Origin of the sequence: Acidovorax sp. Leaf73 (assembly GCF_916855635.1) — a bacterium.
In the GTDB taxonomy this organism is placed as follows: Bacteria; Pseudomonadota; Gammaproteobacteria; order Burkholderiales; family Burkholderiaceae_C; genus Acidovorax; species Acidovorax facilis.
The window spans coordinates 344,101-361,257 of sequence record NZ_CAKASI010000004.1 but is presented as its reverse complement, the minus strand read 5'-3'; the positions used below and the strand labels follow the sequence as shown (position 1 = coordinate 361,257).

At 65.9% G+C, this 17,157-nt stretch carries 11 protein-coding genes; 8 read left to right on the top strand and 3 right to left on the bottom strand.

The genetic code is table 11. The features are described from left to right. Positions 1-17: 17 nt before the first annotated feature. Positions 18-1,730: a methyl-accepting chemotaxis protein gene (locus tag LPA35_RS14905; protein ID WP_228897511.1), complete on the bottom strand. Its 1,713-nt coding sequence runs from the start codon at positions 1,728-1,730 to the stop codon at positions 18-20. A gap of 396 nt (positions 1,731-2,126) precedes the next feature. Here LPA35_RS14905 and LPA35_RS14900 point away from each other — a divergent pair, with 396 nt between their 5' ends. The 6 genes from LPA35_RS14900 (at position 2,127) to LPA35_RS14875 (ending at position 9,589) form a co-directional block, all read left to right on the top strand. After that, a complete protein-coding gene (locus LPA35_RS14900; protein WP_228897510.1) occupies positions 2,127-3,023 on the top strand; it encodes a DUF4394 domain-containing protein in 897 nt (298 codons plus the stop codon). Next, complete coding sequence (locus tag LPA35_RS14895) at positions 3,020-3,676, top strand: methylamine utilization protein (RefSeq protein ID WP_228897509.1); 657 nt, start codon at positions 3,020-3,022, stop codon at positions 3,674-3,676. The genes LPA35_RS14900 and LPA35_RS14895 overlap by 4 nt, the downstream gene beginning before the upstream one ends. Then, a complete protein-coding gene (locus LPA35_RS14890; protein WP_228897508.1) occupies positions 3,673-6,042 on the top strand; it encodes a bifunctional diguanylate cyclase/phosphodiesterase in 2,370 nt (789 codons plus the stop codon). The genes LPA35_RS14895 and LPA35_RS14890 overlap by 4 nt, the downstream gene beginning before the upstream one ends. Before the next feature lie 325 nt (positions 6,043-6,367). After that, positions 6,368-7,195: a pseudouridine synthase gene (locus tag LPA35_RS14885; protein WP_370641455.1), complete on the top strand. Its 828-nt coding sequence runs from the start codon at positions 6,368-6,370 to the stop codon at positions 7,193-7,195. A gap of 55 nt (positions 7,196-7,250) precedes the next feature. Next, complete coding sequence (locus tag LPA35_RS14880) at positions 7,251-8,516, top strand: triacylglycerol lipase (protein WP_228897506.1); 1,266 nt, start codon at positions 7,251-7,253, stop codon at positions 8,514-8,516. Positions 8,517-8,653: 137 nt separating this feature from the next. Further along, on the top strand, positions 8,654-9,589 hold the full coding sequence (locus tag LPA35_RS14875; RefSeq protein WP_055400141.1) for a hypothetical protein: 936 nt from the start codon (positions 8,654-8,656) through the stop codon (positions 9,587-9,589). A gap of 266 nt (positions 9,590-9,855) precedes the next feature. On the opposite strand, the gene aqpZ is transcribed toward LPA35_RS14875, so the two are convergent. Next, positions 9,856-10,551, bottom strand: a complete 696-nt coding sequence (gene aqpZ, locus LPA35_RS14870; protein WP_055400143.1) for an aquaporin Z — start codon at positions 10,549-10,551, stop codon at positions 9,856-9,858. A gap of 321 nt (positions 10,552-10,872) precedes the next feature. On the opposite strand from aqpZ, the gene htpG reads away from it, so the two are divergent. Beyond that, a complete protein-coding gene (gene htpG, locus LPA35_RS14865; protein WP_228897505.1) occupies positions 10,873-12,849 on the top strand; it encodes a molecular chaperone HtpG in 1,977 nt (658 codons plus the stop codon). Between the two features lie 118 nt (positions 12,850-12,967). Here htpG and LPA35_RS14860 read toward each other — a convergent pair whose 3' ends face one another. Then, positions 12,968-13,276 (bottom strand): hypothetical protein, encoded by a 309-nt coding sequence (locus LPA35_RS14860; RefSeq protein ID WP_055400148.1) that lies wholly within the window; start codon positions 13,274-13,276, stop codon positions 12,968-12,970. Between the two features lie 471 nt (positions 13,277-13,747). On the opposite strand from LPA35_RS14860, the gene LPA35_RS14855 reads away from it, so the two are divergent. Next, positions 13,748-17,029 (top strand): IPTL-CTERM sorting domain-containing protein, encoded by a 3,282-nt coding sequence (locus LPA35_RS14855; RefSeq protein ID WP_228897504.1) that lies wholly within the window; start codon positions 13,748-13,750, stop codon positions 17,027-17,029. The last annotated feature ends 128 nt before the right edge of the window (positions 17,030-17,157 follow it).

The following is a 17,157-nucleotide window of genomic DNA, read 5'->3' as shown; positions in this document are numbered from 1 at the left end:
CCGGTTTCAAAGTCCGGTTAGCTGCGCGGCAGGGCGCGGGGGCGGGAAGGTGGCGAGGACAGGGGGCGGCTGCCGGTGGTGCGGGCAGGGGCGGGCACAGCCATTGGCGATGCAGAGGGGCTGCCTGCCCCCCAGCTGTTGTCATCGCCGCCGTCGCGCGTGAGGCGGAAGGTGCCCACCATTTGTGTGAGGCGCCCGGCCTGGTCTTTGAGGCTGTCGGCGGCGGCGGCGCCTTCTTCCACCAGCGCCGCGTTCTGCTGGGTCATTTCTTCCAGCGCACCCACCGAGTGGCTCACGTGGCCAATACGCTGGCTTTGCTCCTGTGTGGCGGCGGTGATCTCGCCCATGATGTCCGACACACGGCGCACCGAAAGCACCAGTTCTTCAATGGTCTTGCCGGCGTGGTTCACCAGGGTGCTGCCTTCCTGCACCTGGTCGACGCTGGTACCGATCAGCGCCTTGATCTCGCGCGCTGCATTGGCCGAGCGGCCCGCCAGGTTGCGCACCTCGCCCGCCACCACGGCAAAGCCCCGGCCTTGTTCGCCTGCACGGGCGGCTTCGACTGCCGCATTCAGTGCGAGGATGTTGGTCTGGAACGCAATGCCGTCGATCACGCTGATGATGTCGGCGATCTTGCGCGAGCTGGCGCTGATGGTGTCCATGGTGCGCACCACCTGCGACACCACCTCGCCGCCGCGCGTGGCGGCATCCGATGCGGTGGAGGCCAGCTGGTTGGCCTGGCGGGCCGAGTCGGCGCTCTGCGACACCGTACCGGTCAGGTCCACCAGCGAGCTGGCCGCGCTTTGCAGGTTGTGCGAGGTTTGTTCGGTGCGCTGGCTCAGGTCCAGGTTGCCCGAGGCCACTTCCGAGCTGGCGACCAGGATGGAATCTGCCGTCTGGCCAATCTCACCCACCAGGGTGCGCAGGCGTTCCTGCATGGCGGCGATGGCTTCGAGCAGGCGGCCGGTTTCGTCGTGGATGCGCACTTCGACCTGCGAGGTGAGGTCGCCGCGCGCAATGCGTTCGGCCACCACCACGGCGCGGCCAATGGGGGCCGTGATGCTGGTGGTGATGCGCCAGGCAATCAGCGCGCCCAACCCAATGGCCAGCAGCACCAGCAGCCCGCCCACCACGCGGGCCTGGCTCTGCGTGTGCTCGGCCGATGCAGTGGCTTCGGCATTCAGCGTGTTTTGCAGGTCGATGAGTTCGCCCAGTTTGGTGCGCCAGGCGGTTTCGGCGGGGGCCACGCGGGTCATCAGCGCCAGGGTGGCGCTCACGGTATCGCCGTCGTCGGCGGCCTTGATGGCTGTGTCCAGTTCGGGGCGGGTCTTCTTGCCCAGGGCCTGCACTTCGCCCAGCAGTTTGATCTCGGTGGGGGTGGCGTTGGCGGGGGTCAGCAACTCCGCCAGCGCGGCTTCCTGGGTCGCATACAGCTTGAGCGTCTTGGCCACAGCATCAATCTGTTCGCGGGCCTGTTTGGGGTCGATGTCGTTGAGCATGGCCGCCGACCGGCTCTGAATGCCTATGGCGCTCACACTCTCCAGCATGCCATTGACCAGCTTGGCCTTGTTGGCGCCGATGCCCGTGATCTGGCGCATCTGCTCGTGCACCTTGCCCACCGAGAGCTGGCCCACGGCGGCCACCGCCACCAGCAGCACCAGCATGCAGCCAAAGCCCAGGCTCAGCCGGCTGGAAATCGACAGGGATTTGAGTGACGTTGCGGCCTGCATGGTGTTCCTTGGAGTCTCTGGGGACAATGAATCATGTGGGGAGAACGAAGCAATAAGGGTGCCCGTGTCAGCCACCTGCTGAATGGCCTTGGTCTGCGTCCGGGTTCAAGGCAGTGTAGGCACAAATTACAAAATGTGTCATGACGCTTGCGGATAGTGGTATGCCCAATGTGCATGGGCTCGTTGTTACAAATTTGCGGGCAGTTTTTTGCCATTTGTGAAAGCGTATGGCGGTATTGTTGCTTCGCAAGATTACAGATAGAACTGGTGTTTACGCCTGTATTTAAAGCATCAAATGCTATACAAAATATAGCAAGCCATTTTCCCTGGATTGCTCTGTGGCCACACGGGAGTGGCCCATCAGGTATAAATCCGTTACAGATGCGAGGCCCCACGATGAAAGCTCTTTCCTTCCCCTTGGTGCGCCATATGGCTGCCGCAGCGCTGGTAGGCGCCGCGCTGGCGGGTTGCGCCACCGCACCCGCACCAGAAACCAGCCAGCGCGAACTGGTCGTTGCGATCACGGCCTCGCACGAACTCATCACCTTCCACGCCGGCCAGCCAGACCGCATCCTGGAGCGGCGCCCCGTCACGGGCCTGCCCGCAGGTGAGCGGCTGGTGGGTATCGACTTTCGGGTGGCGCGTGGCGTGCTCTACGCGCTCTCTCAGGCGGGCCGCCTGTACACGCTCGACATTCCCACTGGCGCGCTGCGCCCCGTGGGGCCAGCACCAGCGGTCCTGGGCCTGCGGGGCACGGCCTTCGGCTTCGATTTCAACCCTGCGGCCGACCGGATCCGTGTGGTGTCGAACACGGGCCAGAACCTGCGCCTGCACCCCGACACCGGGGCTGCCGTGGATGGCGACCCGGCCGTCGAGGGTGTGCAACCCGACCCGGCCCTGCGCTATGCGTGGAGCGACACCCACGCCGGCCGCAATCCCGACATCGCAGGCGCCGCCTATACCTACAACGCCCAGGACAGCAAGATCACCACCAACTACGCCATCGACCGGACCCTCGGCGTGCTGGTGATGCAGGGCTCACGCGAAGGCACTACGCCTGTGGTGTCGCCCAACACCGGTCAGTTGCGCACCGTGGGGTCGCTGGGGCTGCCACGGCTCACCGACGTGGCGTTCGATATTTCGGACGTCGGCAATACCGCGCTGATTGCGGTGCGCACTTCGGTAGACAGCCAGACGCGGCTGCACCTCGTGGACCTGCGCACAGGGGCCACCCGGCCGCTGGGCACCGTGGGTGAAGGCGCCCCCCTGCTGGGCATGGCCATCGAACCATGACCACCAGCTGCCATGCCCAGCGCACCAGGGCTTTGTCTGCGCTGACCGGCGTGGTTGTGGTGTTTGTGGCGTGTCTGGCAGGCCTGCCCACCGCTGCCCAGGCTGCCACAGTGCAGGTGGAGGTGCTGGATGCGGCGGGCAGGCCGCTGCCAGACGCCGTGGTGTTTCTCGAATCCGCCGATGCCCGCAAGGCGGTCAGGCCGCTGTCCGGTGCGGAGATGGCGCAGGAAAAGCGGCAGTTTGTGCCCGGCGTGCTCGTGGTGCCCGTAGGCACCGAGGTGCGGTTCCCCAACCATGATTCGGTGCGCCACCACGTCTATTCGTTCTCGCCGGCCAAGAAGTTCGAACTCAAGCTCTATACAGGCACGCCTTCCAACCCTGTGCTGTTCGAGCGCCCTGGTGTGGCCGTGCTGGGCTGCAATATCCACGACCAGATGGTCGGCTGGATTGTGGTGGTGGACACCCCGTACTACGCCCGCACACCTGCCGCACCGGGCCGGGCGCAGATCGACAACGTGCCGCCCGGCACCTACACCTTGCGCACCTGGCACACGCGGTTGCCCGTGGGCGCGCCCGCGCAGGAGCAGGCGCTCACGGTGCCCGCCACGGGTGCTGCGGCGGCATCGGTGCGTTTGGCAGGGCTGCAGCCTTGAACCGGAAGAAGCTGTGCGAACTCGGGCGCAGCCTGATCTTGCGGCTGATTGGGCTCACGTTGCTGCTGTTGCTCATCGTGCAGGCTGCAGGTTTTGCCGTGGTGCGTGCCACCATCGAGCGCAATGCCCGTGCGCAGATTGCCCAGGCCCTGGACCTGGATGAAAACGTCTGGCGCCGTCTGTTGGAGCAGAACGCCGACAAGCTGCGCCAGGGTTCGGCCTTGCTGGCCGCCGACTACGGTTTTCGCTCGGCCGTGAATTCGGGCGACGAGGAGACCATCCAGTCGGTGCTCGAAAACCACGGCAACCGCATTGGCGCGGCGGTCACCGCGCTGCTGGGCACCGACCTGGAACTGCGCGCGGTCAGCCTGGCGGGCAACATGGAGGCGTTTCCGGCCACCTTGCGCGCGCTGGTGCCGCCGCTGGCCGCCCAGCCGCAGGGCAGCCAGATCGCGGTGATGGGCGGCGTGCCCTACCAGTTCGTGATGGTGCCGCTGCGCGCACCGGTGGTCATTGGCTGGGTACTGATGGGGTTCCCGGTCAACCAGCCGCTGGCCGATGAGATGCGGCAGCTGCTGGCGGTGCACGTGGCGCTGGTCGTGAAGGGCGAGGACGGCAGGGCCAAGGTGCCCGTCAGCACGCTGCCGCCAGGCTCGCTGGCGCTGCTGCAGCGCGAGGGTGTGCCCTCTGGCGAGCTGCAGACGCCCGAGGGCATCCTGCTGGCGAGGGCCATTCGCCTGGACAGCGTGGGGGGCGAGGTGCAGGCGCTGCTGCTGCGGTCGGTGGACGAAGTGCTCGCCCCTTACCGGCAGCTGCAGGTGCTGCTGGCCATCATCACCGTGGCGGGGGTGATGCTGTTTGCGGTGGGCACGGGGCTGGTCGCACAACGCCTGACCACGCCGCTGCGCTCGCTGCTGGCCGCCACGCAGCGGCTGTCGCGCGGTGAATACGATGTGCCGCTGGAACACACCGACCGCAGCGACGAGATTGGCAACCTCGCACGTTCGTTCGATCACATGCGCAGGGACATTGCTGCGCAGCAAACCGAGGTCCGCCGCCTGGCCTATTGGGATCGCCTCACGGGCCTGCCCAACCGGGAGCGCTTTCGCGAGGCTGTGGTGCTGGCCATTGCGCGCAGCACCGGCGGCGCGGTGCCCCCGAACCCGCTGGCCGTGCTCACGCTCGACCTGGACCGCTTCAAACACGTGAACGACGTGCTCGGCTATTCCTTTGGTGACCGCCTGCTGCAGGCGGTGGCCGAGCGGCTGCGCCAGCAGGTGCCATCGCCCGACAACATGGTCGCCCGCCTGGGCGGCAACGAATTCGCCGTGCTGCTGCGGGGCGCCGATGCGGCCACCGCCCATGCCACGGCGCTGCGCATCACCCAATCGTTCGAAGAGCCGCTGGCCTTCGAGGACCAGACGGTGGACCTGAGCGCTGGCATTGGCATTGCCTGCTGGCCTGGCGATGCCGACGATGCCGACACGCTGCTGAGCCGCTCCGAGATCGCCATGTATGCCGCCAAGCGAAGGCTCAGCGGGGCACAGCAGTACGACGCCTCATTTGATTCGGCCAGCGCGCAGACCCTGTCGCTGCTGACCGAGCTGCGCCACGCGGTGGAGCACCACGAGCTGCGCCTGTACCTGCAGCCCAAGGTGCCGCTGCACGGGCAGCCCGGCCGGGCTGCCGAGGCCCTGGTGCGCTGGCAGCACCCGCAGCGCGGCCTGGTGCCGCCCATGCAGTTCATTCCGTTTGCCGAACAGACGGGGTTCGTGCGGCAGCTCACGCTGTGGATGTTCGAAGAGGTGGCGCGCCTGCTGGCTGACCCGCGCACCCAGAGCCTGGCGCTGCGGGTGTCGGTCAACCTGTCCACACGCGATCTGCTCGACCCGGAACTCAGCACCCGCCTTGCCGACATTCTGGTGCGCCATGGCGTGCCGGCCAGTGCCTTCTGCCTGGAGATCACCGAAAGCGCCATCATGGACGACCCCCAGCGCGCCGAGGCCATGCTCAACCGGCTGTCGGAGCAGGGCTTCAAGCTGTCGATTGACGACTTCGGCACCGGCTATTCCTCGCTGGCCTACCTCAAGCGCCTGCCGGTCCATGAGCTCAAGATCGACAAGTCGTTTGTGATGGGCATGGAGACGGGTGAGGACGACGCGATGATCGTGCGCTCGACCATCGACCTGGCGCACAACCTGGGGCTCACCGTAGTGGCCGAGGGCGTGGAAACCGCCGCCATTCTGGAGCGCTTGCGCACCTTGGCGTGCGATGAGGCGCAGGGCTATCACATTGCACGACCACTGCCGGTCGATGATTTCCTGGCCTGGCAAGAGGGGCAGGCGCATCAGGTGCGCCAGGGGTAAGTTTCTTTAGTTCTTGGTCTGCCAGGCCCCGCAGGCGAAAATACGCGCAATGTCTTCTCCTTCCAGTTCTCGCCCGCCTGCCGGCCCCGCTGCTGCCCCCGCCCCTGCGCCGGCTGCAGGCGCCAGCGCACCAGCGGCACCCGCAACCCGTCCTGTTCTCCGCCGTCCCGCCGTGGCCGCCAAAGCCGCTCCCGTCCGGCCTGCGCCGCCGCCGCGCGCTGCCAGGGCGCCCGCGCCCCCCAACTACCGCACGGCGTCGGGCTCGTTTGTTGCGCCCATCAAGCAAGCGCCCGAACGAGCGTCCGCGACGATCACCGTGAACGGCATGGTCAGCTCCCGCCTGAACAAGCGCATGGCCGAGCTGGGCCTGTGCTCGCGGCGCGAGGCGGACGACTGGATCGCCCAGGGCTGGGTGAAGGTCAATGGCCAGGTGGCCGAAATGGGCGTGCAGGTGTTGCCTACCGACCGCATCGACGTGGACAAGGTTGCCCAGGGTTTCCAGGAGCAGCGCGTCACCATCCTGCTGAACAAGCCCATCGGCTATGTGAGCGGCCAGGCCGAGGATGGCCACACGCCCGCGGTGGCATTGATCAACCCCCGCACGCACTGGCGTGACGACCCCAGCCGCAACCGTTTTTCTCCGCCGCAGCTGCGTGGCCTGGCGCCTGCGGGGCGGCTCGATATCGACTCGGTGGGCCTCTTGGTGCTGACCCAGGATGGTCGGGTGGCCCGGCAGATCATTGGTGAGGACTCCGAGATGGAAAAGGAGTACCTGGTGCGCGTCGTCTACCAGGCACCGGGTCAGGTGGTGCCACGCCATCCCAGTGAGCGCTCCGCGCCGCTGCAGGAGATTGACGAGCGCGATCCTGTCAGCACCAATGTGCAGGCGGTGTTCCCGCCCGATTTGCTCAATCGCCTGCGCCACGGCTTGAGCCTGGACGGCGAGCCGCTCAAGCCCGCCAAGGTCGATTGGCAGAACCCCGAGCAACTGCGCTTTGTGCTCACCGAAGGCAAGAAGCGCCAGATCCGCCGCATGTGCGAGCTGGTGGGCCTCAAGGTGGTGGGGCTCAAGCGCATTCGCATCGGCCGCGTCACCCTGGGCAATCTGCCGGTGGGGCAGTGGCGCTACCTGTCTCCCAGCGAGCGGTTCTGAGTACCACCAGGCTCCCCGCGTCACCGCACCGCATCCCTTGAACGGAGCCTTCTCCATGCCTACCCCACCGCGACCGCGCGCTGATGCTGCCAACGCAGCCAAACCCCATCCGCTGCGCCAGTTGCGTGCGTCCGACTTGCGGGGAGTGGCGCGGTTGGCCACACAGGCCACCACGGGCATCAGCCGCGTGGCCGAGGGGGTGCACCAGTCGGTGCTGGGCACGCTGGGCCTGCCTGGAGGGGCGCAGCCGGGCCAGGCGCGCGGCCTGACCGGGCTGGTCTACCAGAGCATTCGGGGCGTGACACGCTTGGTGGACGCGGGCCTGCAGGCAGGCCTGGCGCGGCTGGAGCCGTTTTTTGAACCCGATGCGCCGCCCACCGCAGTGCAGTGGGAGCGCGAGGCCGTGCTCGCCGCCCTCAACGGCGTGATGGGCGACCGCCTGCAGCGCGACGACAACCCACTGTGCACCCGCATGGGGTTCTACCGGGATGGGCTGCCTTTGGACCTGCCCGCCCTGGCCGCCAGCGGCGGGGCCACGGGCAAGCTCTTGGTGCTGGTCCATGGCCTGTGCATGAACGATCTGCAGTGGCTGCACCAGGGCCATGACCATGGCGCCCACCTCGCGCAGGCGCTGGGCTATACGCCGGTCTACCTGCGCTACAACACGGGCCTGCACACGTCCGCCAATGGTGCCGAGCTGGCCGCCCAGCTGGAATCCCTGGTGGCGGCCTGGCCCGTGCCCGTGAAGGAGGTAGCGGTGCTGGCCCACAGCATGGGCGGCCTGGTGGCCCGCAGTGCCTGCCACCAGGCGGCGGCTGCGGGGCAGGGCTGGCTGGCGCTGCTGCGCCACCTCGTATTTTTGGGAACGCCCCACCATGGCGCACCGCTGGAGCGCGCGGGGCACTGGGTGGACACCCTGCTGGGCAGCACGCCGTATTCCCGGCCGTTTGCACGGTTGGCGCAGCTGCGCAGCGCGGGCATTACTGACCTGCGCCATGGCCATGTGCTGGAGGCCGACTGGCAGGGGCGTGACCGCTTCGTGCGGCACCCCGACCGGCGCACCCCCGTGCCCCTGCCCGAAGGGGTGGCCTGCCATGCCGTGGCCGCCACGCTGGCGGCGCGGCGCAGTCCGGCGGCCGAGCGGCTGGTGGGGGACGGGTTGGTGCCATTGCACAGTGCTCTGGGCATCCATGATGATGCGAAACGAACCCTGGGTTTTGCCAAGAGTCGGCAGGCCGTGTTCCACCGGATGGGCCACCTGGCGTTGCTGGGAGATGCGGGTGTGGCGCAGCAGCTGGAGCAATGGCTGCAGCCTGCGTGAAGACAAGCAAAAAAAACAGGCAACACGGCAGAACCGGAAAAGCGGTTCGGATGGCCTGTTTTTCCCCGCCAGCGGTCTTGCCGGGTGTGAGGCCACCGCTACCATGTGGCCACGAGATATGTAACAAGGAGAAGCTAGTGAGTGACGTGAAATACCGCCTGGTAACCCGCAGCGACTTTGACGGCCTGGTTTGCGCCGTGCTGCTCAATGAGCTCAACCTCATCGACGAGATCACCTTCGTCCACCCCAAGGACATGCAGGACGGCAAGATTGCCATCACCAGCCGTGACATCACCACCAACCTGCCCTATGTGCCCGGGGCCCATTTGGTGTTCGACCACCACGAGTCCGAAACCGTGCGCAATTCGGGGCGGCGCTCCGAAAACCACATCATCGAAGCCCATGCCCCCTCGGCAGCCCGTGTGGTCTACAACCACTACGGCGGCAAGGCGGCCTTTCCGCGCATCACCGACGAGATGATGGCGGCGGTGGACCAGGCCGACTCGGCCCAGTATTCGCGCGAAGACATCCTCGACCCCCAGGGCTGGGTGCTGCTGAACTACATGATGGATTCGCGCACGGGCCTGGGGCGCTTTCGCGAATTTCGCATCAGCAACTACGCGCTGATGATGGACCTCATCCAGTACTGCCGCGACCACACCATTGAAGAGATCCTTGCCCTGCCCGATGTGCAGGAGCGCGTGCAGCTTTACCGCGAACACGCCCCCAAGGCCCAGGAGCAGTTGCAGCGCTGCGCCATCCGCATTGGCAAGCTGGTCGTGCTCGATCTGCGCGAGGAGGACACCATCTGGGCCACCAACCGTTTCATGATCTACGCGCTGTTCCCTGACTGCAACATCTCCATCCACGTGATGTGGGGGTTGCAAAAACAGAACACGGTGCTGGCCACCGGCAAGTCCATCCTGGACCGCAGCAGCCAGGTTCACATCGGCAACCTCATGCTGGAGTTTGGGGGCGGTGGGCATGCGGCAGCGGGCACCTGCCAGGTGGCCAATGACAAGGCCGACCAGATCCTGCAGTCGCTGGTGCAGCGCATCACGCTGGAAGGCTGACGGGGCAGGCCGCCACAAGGCCCGCATGGTTTGCATTCAACCGGAATGCCAGGCTGGAAGCTGCCGACAGTGCTGTTGCGCGGCAAGGCACGTCGCACCAGTGATCCCTTGCGCTTCGCGCCACCCACGGCGCACGAAGCTGGCGCGGCCCAGGCCAGTGCTCCCGCGCAAGGGCCGCCCCACCGCGCTGGGAGCGTCCCCCTCCCGGCTCGCGCAGCGAGGCGAGAGAGGGGGAAGGCGCGAAGCGACTCAGGGGGTGTTTCACTTCAGTCGTCGCTCAGCAGCGCGCGGTAGATGGCGGCGCCCAGCAGTGCGCCTGCAATGGGCGCGGCCCAGAAGACCCACAGTTCCGACAGCGCATAGGCTGGGCCAAACAGCGCCGGACCGGTGCTGCGGGCCGGGTTGACCGAGGTGTTGGTCACCGGGATGGAGATCAGGTGGATGAGCGTGAGGCACATGCCGATGGCCAGCCCGCCAAAGCCGCTCGCCGCACGTTTGGCCGTGGCGCCCAGGATCACGATGAGGAAGATGGCTGTCAGCACGACCTCCGTCACCACGGCGGCCATCAGCCCATAGCCGCCGGGGGAGTGTTCGCCGTAACCATTGGTGGCAAAGCCCCCGATGTCTGCGCCCGGCTTGCCCGTGGCAATGAGGTACAGCACGGCCGCTGCAGCAATGGCGCCCAGCACCTGGGCCACCACGTAGCCCGGCAGCTCGGACGCCTTGAATCGGCCCCCCAGCGCCAGCCCTACCGACACGGCAGGGTTGAAATGCCCGCCCGAGATCGGCCCCAGCGCATAGGCCCCGGTCAGCACTGTGAGGCCAAAGGCCAGGGACACGCCGACAAAACCGATACCCAGCTGCGGGAAGGCGGCAGCCAGTACGGCGCTGCCGCAACCGCCAAATGTCAGCCAGAACGTGCCGAGGAACTCGGCGGACCATTTTTTCAGGGATGTGGGCATGGCAAGAGGGCTCCGGAGGAAAGGGGCAGAGGATGGGAAGGCGGCTTCGCACCGAGCGCCTTCGGTGGCGTGCATCTTATGGGGTCTAAATGACAGAAATTGCTGCCAAATGCCTGCAAATTGTCAACAATCTTCAGCGCCGAAATGGCTGTGCGGGATGGCTTCGGTGCGGGCCGCGGGTGGTGAGGGGTGTGCGCCGCACAGTGCAACCCTTGAAATCACCGAGTCCGCCCCGAGGTGAACACGCGCGAATGCCTTTCCTGGCCTCCTGGGCGTGAAACGCGTTCTTTTTGCACCTTACACAGCAACCTCCAAGACACCATGAGCACAAAACAAACCCTGTCTTTCCAGGCCGAAGTAGCGCAACTGCTGCACCTGGTCACCCATTCGCTGTATTCCAACCAGGAGATCTTCCTGCGCGAGCTGATCTCCAACGCGTCCGACGCCTGTGACAAGCTGCGTTTTGAAGGCCTGAACAACTCCGCGCTGTTTGAAGACGCGCCCAACCTCGAAGTACGCGTGACCTTCGACAAGGCCGCCAAGACGCTGACCATCACCGACACCGGCATCGGCATGAGCCAGCAAGAAGCCATCGACCACCTGGGCACCATCGCCAAGAGCGGTACCAAGGACTTCATGGGCCGTCTCTCAGGCGACCAGAAGGCGGATGCCCAGCTCATCGGCCAGTTCGGCGTGGGCTTTTACTCCGGCTTCATCGTGGCCGACAAGATCACCGTGGAATCGCGCCGCGCGGGCCTTTCGGCCGAAGAAGGCGTGCGCTGGATCAGTGGCGGCACGGGCGACTTCGAGGTGGAAACCATCACCCGCGCCCAGCGCGGCACCAGCATCATCCTGCACCTGCGCGACGACGCCGAGGAATACCTCAACGCCTGGAAGCTCAAGCAGGTCATCGCCAAATACTCCGACCACATCAGCCTGCCCATCCTGATGGAAAAGGAAGAGTGGAAAGACGGCGAGCTGATCAACCCCAACGACGAAAACGGTGGCCGCCAGCCCGGCGGCATGGTCAAGACGGGCGAGTGGGAAACCATCAACAAGGCCAGCGCCCTGTGGACGCGTCCCAAGAAGGACATCACCGACGAGCAGTACGCCGAGTTCTACAAGACCATCAGCCACGACCACGAAGCCCCGCTGACCTGGGCGCACAACCGCGTCGAGGGCAATACCGAGTACACGCAGCTCTTGTACATCCCCGCCAAGGCGCCATTCGATTTGTGGAACCGCGACAAGAAGGCGGGCGTGAAGCTGTATGTGAAGCGCGTGTTCATCATGGACGACGCCGAAGCGCTGATGCCCACCTACCTGCGTTTTGTGAAGGGCGTGATCGACTCCGCCGACCTGCCGCTGAACGTGAGCCGCGAGCTGCTGCAGGAAAGCCGCGACGTGCGTGCCATCCGCGAAGGCTCGACCAAGCGCGTGCTCTCGATGCTGGAAGATCTGGCCAAACACGACAAGCATGACACCGCAGCGGGCGCCGACGGCGTGACCGATGTGGTGGATGCCGACGACAAGGCCAAGGAAGGCAAGTACACCGCGTTCTACGCCGAGTTTGGCGCCGTGCTGAAGGAAGGCCTGGGCGAAGACTTTGGCAACCGCGAGCGCCTGGCCAAGCTGCTGCGTTTTGCATCCACCTCCAGCGACGCCGTGACGGTCGGTTTTGCCGATTACAAGGCCCGCATGAAGGAAGGCCAGGAGGCGATCTACTACATCACCGCCGACACCCTGGCCGCTGCCAAGAACAGCCCGCAGCTCGAAGTCTTCAAGAAGAAGGGCATCGAAGTGCTGCTGATGACCGACCGCGTGGACGAGTGGGCGCTGAACTACCTGCACGAGTTTGACGGCACGCCGCTGCAAAGCGTGGCCAAGGGCGCCGTGGACCTGGGCACGCTGCAGGACGAGGCCGAGAAGAAAGCCGCCGAAGAAGCTGCCGAAGCCTTCAAGCCTGTGCTGGCCAAGCTGAAAGAAGCGCTCAAGGACAAGGCCGAAGACGTGCGCGTGACCACGCGCCTGGTCGATTCACCCGCCTGCCTGGTGGTGCAGGACGATGGCATGAGCACCCAGCTGGCGCGCATGCTCAAGCAGGCTGGCCAGCAGGCGCCCGAGACCAAACCTGTGCTGGAGGTGAATGCCGAGCACGCGCTGGTCAAGAAGCTCGATGGCAGTGTGCACTTCCACGACCTAGCGCACATCCTGTTTGACCAGGCCCTGCTGGCCGAGGGCGGCTTGCCTGAAGACCCCGCCGCGTATGTGAAGCGCGTGAACGCCTTGCTGGTGTAAAAATAAGGCCAAATCGGCCTCTGGCGCTTGTACATCAAGCGCTATATGCTATAAAAATAGTAGTAAAAACCGGTGATGCCTGGCAACGCCGGTTTTTTTATGGGCATTCCAAAGCCGCTCAATCTTCGGGCTGGGCTTGCTCCAGGATGCGGCTGTGTGCCTGGTTGCGTTCCTGTGAGGGGGTGTCGATCAGCTCCTTGAGCGCGCCTTCTGGCAAACGCAGTCCCTTGCGCCGGTCGTTCTTGACCGGCAGGTTGCGCCAGCCCGACAGCACCAACCAGTCCCACAGCTCCCTGGGCAGCGGATGGGTGACGGCCATCTTGACCTGCCCCCGCAGGATCACGGTGCCCACGGCGGGCAAAGGCCCCACGGGAGCGGGCTTGCGCTTCTGGCGAATGGAGAGGAGCGTGCGAAACATGTCCTTCATGGGTGGGCCAACTCGCGGTAGATCGAAGATGGCGCAGCATAGCCCAGGGGCCCCCAGCCGGTCCACCACCCGTGCTGCCCACCGGGGTGGCGTGCACCCGTGGTGCAAACAATACGCAATACCGTTCGCAACCGTTAACGATTGTTGCCGCGCGGATTGCGCCCCCGTCCGTCGATAAATTCCAACCCAGCCTTGGTCCGTGGCGGCCACGGTACATCCACGCACTCCCTGCATTTTTTGCCAGCCCCTCGGGGCCTGGTGAGGTTGCGGCGTGGCCGGAAGTCGGAGCCATTCACCTCAGGAGTATTTTTGATGCTTTATCGATTGACGCGATCTTGGGAGGGCGCATGCGCCTTCTGGCGCGCGCGCACATCCAGTGGGCCCGCGCAGCCTGCTACAAGCCCTGCGCACAGCGCGGTACGCCGCTTTCGCTGGCTTTTGCTGGCGGGTGGCCTGTTTGCGGGTGCAGCCATGGCGCAGTCTGCCGACCTGGTGGTCAACCATGCGGATTCGCCGGACCCCGGGCCCGCAGGCGGCATCTTCACGTACACGCTGCGCATCGACAACAACGGCCCCAACGGCGCCACCGGCGTCACGCTGACGGACACACTCCCGGTGGGCTCCACGTTCGTGGATGTGGCCACCACAGCAGGCACCTGCAGCCAGGCGGCGGGTGTCGTCGATTGCACGTTGGGCAATATCCCGTTCAACAGCAACCAGACCGTGACCATCCGGGTGCGGCTGCCTTCCGCCGGGGTCTGGACCAACACCGCCACGGCTGGCAGCGCCACGTCCGACCCGAACACCAGCAACAACGTCAACAGCGTGCAGGACACCACCGCCACGCAGGCGGCCGACCTTGCGCTGGTGGCTACGCCCTCCACGGCCAACGTGGTGGCCGGCCAGGCCTACAGCTACGCGCTGCAGGCTGCCAACAACGGCCCGAACGCGGCCGATGGCAGCCAGCGCATTACCTTCACAGTGCCAGCCGGCGCGTCGATTACCTCTGTTCCGACAGGCACGGGCTGGTCCTGCACGCCATCGGGCGGCTATCCGCTGAGCAGCGGCAATGTGAACTGCACGCGCACGGGCACCCTGGCCAGTGGCGCGTCCGCCTCGGTGCTGACGGTTCCCGCCGTGTCCAACGTCAATGGCACGGTGACGGCAGCTTTTGCCATCGATGGCATCAAGCCCGACAACTCCGCCATGCCCGATGGCAACACCTCCAACAACACCACCTCGGCGGACGTAACGTCCACCTCGGGTGCCGACGTGTCCATCACCAAGACAGCCGCCAGCTCCAACGTGGCCCAGGGTGCCAACGTGGTGTACACGCTCACGCCGCGCCTCAACGGTGGGGTGTCGCTGGCGGGTCAGCCGGTCACCGTGACCGATACGCTGGGCGCCGGACTCAGCTTCGTATCTGCCGTCGGCACGGGCTGGGTCTGTGACGCCACGATCACCTGCACGCGCACCGAATACACCGGTGCCAACTTCAGCAACATGCCCACGATCACCGTGACCGCCACGGCCAACAGCGCAGGCACGCTGGGCAACACGGCCGGTATCAGCACGGCGCTGCCAGACCCGGTGCCCGCCAACAATTCGGCTTCGGTCAACGTGACGGCCAGCAACGACGCCGACATGCAGCTGACCAAGACGGCCAGCATCAACCCCGTGGTGCCGAACCAGGCTTTCAATTACACGCTGACCGCGCGCAACACCGGGCCGCTGGCCGTGCCCAATGGCCAGACCATCACCATCACCGACCAGGTGCCGGCGGGCGTGAGGCTCGACAGCCTGGTCAGCGCGACGGGCTGGACTTGCGACGCTTTGCCGTTCACCGGCCCAGGCAACTGGACCTGCTCGCGCTCTACCGGATTGAACGCCAATACCAATGCCCCTGCCGTCACGGTGTCGGCCGTGCTGACAGGCACTGGCACCGCCACCAACAACGCCTGCGTGGCGCTGGGGGCGGGTGTGCGCGTGGACAGCAACGGTGCGAACAACTGCGTGGGTGTGGGCGTGACCTCCACGGCCACCGAGGCCGACCTGCGCGTCGTGTCCAAGACCGCTGCGCCCGACCCTGTGGTCGCGGGCCAGAACCTGACCTATGTCATCACCGTGGACAACGTCGGCCCGGCCGCTGCCACGAACGTGGTGGTGTCGGATACGCTGGGCAGTCTTGTGAACACCGGAGGGTTTCAATCTGCCGTGGCCTCGCAAGGCAGCTGCACGCCCAACGCTGTCACCAACGGCACCTCGCAGAACCTGAGCTGTAACCTGGGCACGCTGAACTCCGGCGCGCAGGCCACCGTGACTGTGGTGGTGCGCCCCAGCATTGCCGTCAGTGGCCCTCGCACCAACACCGCGACCGTGCGCTCTACCGACGTGGGCGACCCCAACCAGGCCAACAACAGTGGCAGCGTGACCAGCCAGGTCACGGCCATCGTGGATGTGACGGCTGCCAAGACGGCCACTCCGTCCACCGTTGCGGCCGGGGCTCCCATCACCTTCGTGGCGACGATTGGCAACACAGGGCCTTCCACGGCACAGACCGTGCAGATGGTGGACACCCTGCCGTCCAATGCCGCCTTTATCGACGTGGTGAGCGTGAGCGGGGGCGGCAGCTGCGCGCCCATCGCCGCGGGCACGGTGGGCGGAACGCTCACCTGTAATTGGGCCAGCATCAATTCCGGATCGCAGCAGACGGTGAACTACCGCATGCGCCCCCTGGGCAGTGCAACGGGCAGCACGGTGGTCAACAGTGTTGCTGCGACCACGGCAACCGCCGAGTCGAACACCGCCAACAACAGCGCCACCACCAGCACCCCGGTCACTGCCGCGCAGCTGGACATCCTGGTGAACAAGGTGGACAGCGCTGATCCGGTCGACCTCGGACAAAACACGACCTACACGATCACGGTGAATAACAGCGGCCCGTCGTTTGGCACCAACGTGGTGATGACCGATATCTTCCCCGCACCGGGCTCCTCGCCCACGGCCACCTTCAGCTACCAGGGCGCGCTCACGGTGAATGCAGGCGGCGCGTGTACCGAACCCACGATGGGGGCGACCAGCGGCACGCTGACCTGTAGCTTTCCGGGGCTGAGCAGCGGCCAGAGCGCCACCATCACCTACGTCATGCGCGCGGAGACCCTTACCGTCAATGGCGCCACCAGCGGCACGGCCTTCAACCAGGCGAGTGTGGTGGTGGACGAAACCGAGACCACGCTGGCCAACAACGTGGTGACCCATGACACCACCGCGCGCCGCTTTACCGTGGCCACGGATCTGGCACTGAACAAAACAGCGCCGGCAGGTCCTCTTACGCCCGGCGCTGCGCTCGCCTACACCTTGGTGGTCACCAACAATGGCCCGCTGGCCAGTGATGGAGCGCAGGTCGTGGACGTGCTGCCCGCCGGGGTGAACTTTGTTTCAGCGCCAGGTTGCGTCAACGCGGCCGGGACTGTCAGCTGTGGTGTCGGAGCGCTGGCGGTGGGGGCATCGCGCACCTTCACGATCAACACCACCCTGGCCACCCCTTACAGCGGTGCGCGTCCTCTGGTGAACTCTGCCACGGTGGATGCACCGGGCGACACCAACCCTAGCAACAACACGTCCAGCGCCTCGACGACGGTGACGGGCAACGCCAGCAACATTCCGACGCTGTCGGAATGGGGCCTGATCCTGCTGGCTGCATTGCTGGGTCTGATGGCCTGGCAGCACCCTGCCATGGGCCGCCGCCGGTAGCCCGGCCGCCACCGCCGTCGCGATCACTTCGCGGCGGCGGGCTGAACGCCAAAAGGCCAGCACGCTGCAAAGCGTGCTGGCCTTTTTTTGTTGTTCAGGGAAGGAGCACGTGGCGGCTTGTGCGCCGT

Excerpts from the sequence above, each read along its gene's own strand:
- LPA35_RS14905 (WP_228897511.1), bottom strand. The coding sequence starts at position 1,730 with ATGCAGGCCGCAACGTCACTCAAATCCCTGTCGATTTCCAGCCGGCTG.
- LPA35_RS14900 (WP_228897510.1), top strand. The coding sequence starts at position 2,127 with ATGAAAGCTCTTTCCTTCCCCTTGGTGCGCCATATGGCTGCCGCAGCG.
- LPA35_RS14895 (WP_228897509.1), top strand. The coding sequence starts at position 3,020 with ATGACCACCAGCTGCCATGCCCAGCGCACCAGGGCTTTGTCTGCGCTG.
- LPA35_RS14885 (WP_370641455.1), top strand. The coding sequence starts at position 6,368 with ATGGTCAGCTCCCGCCTGAACAAGCGCATGGCCGAGCTGGGCCTGTGC.
- LPA35_RS14880 (WP_228897506.1), top strand. The coding sequence starts at position 7,251 with ATGCCTACCCCACCGCGACCGCGCGCTGATGCTGCCAACGCAGCCAAA.
- aqpZ (WP_055400143.1), bottom strand. The coding sequence starts at position 10,551 with ATGCCCACATCCCTGAAAAAATGGTCCGCCGAGTTCCTCGGCACGTTC.
- htpG (WP_228897505.1), top strand. The coding sequence starts at position 10,873 with ATGAGCACAAAACAAACCCTGTCTTTCCAGGCCGAAGTAGCGCAACTG.
- LPA35_RS14860 (WP_055400148.1), bottom strand. The coding sequence starts at position 13,276 with ATGAAGGACATGTTTCGCACGCTCCTCTCCATTCGCCAGAAGCGCAAG.
- LPA35_RS14855 (WP_228897504.1), top strand. The coding sequence starts at position 13,748 with ATGGCGCAGTCTGCCGACCTGGTGGTCAACCATGCGGATTCGCCGGAC.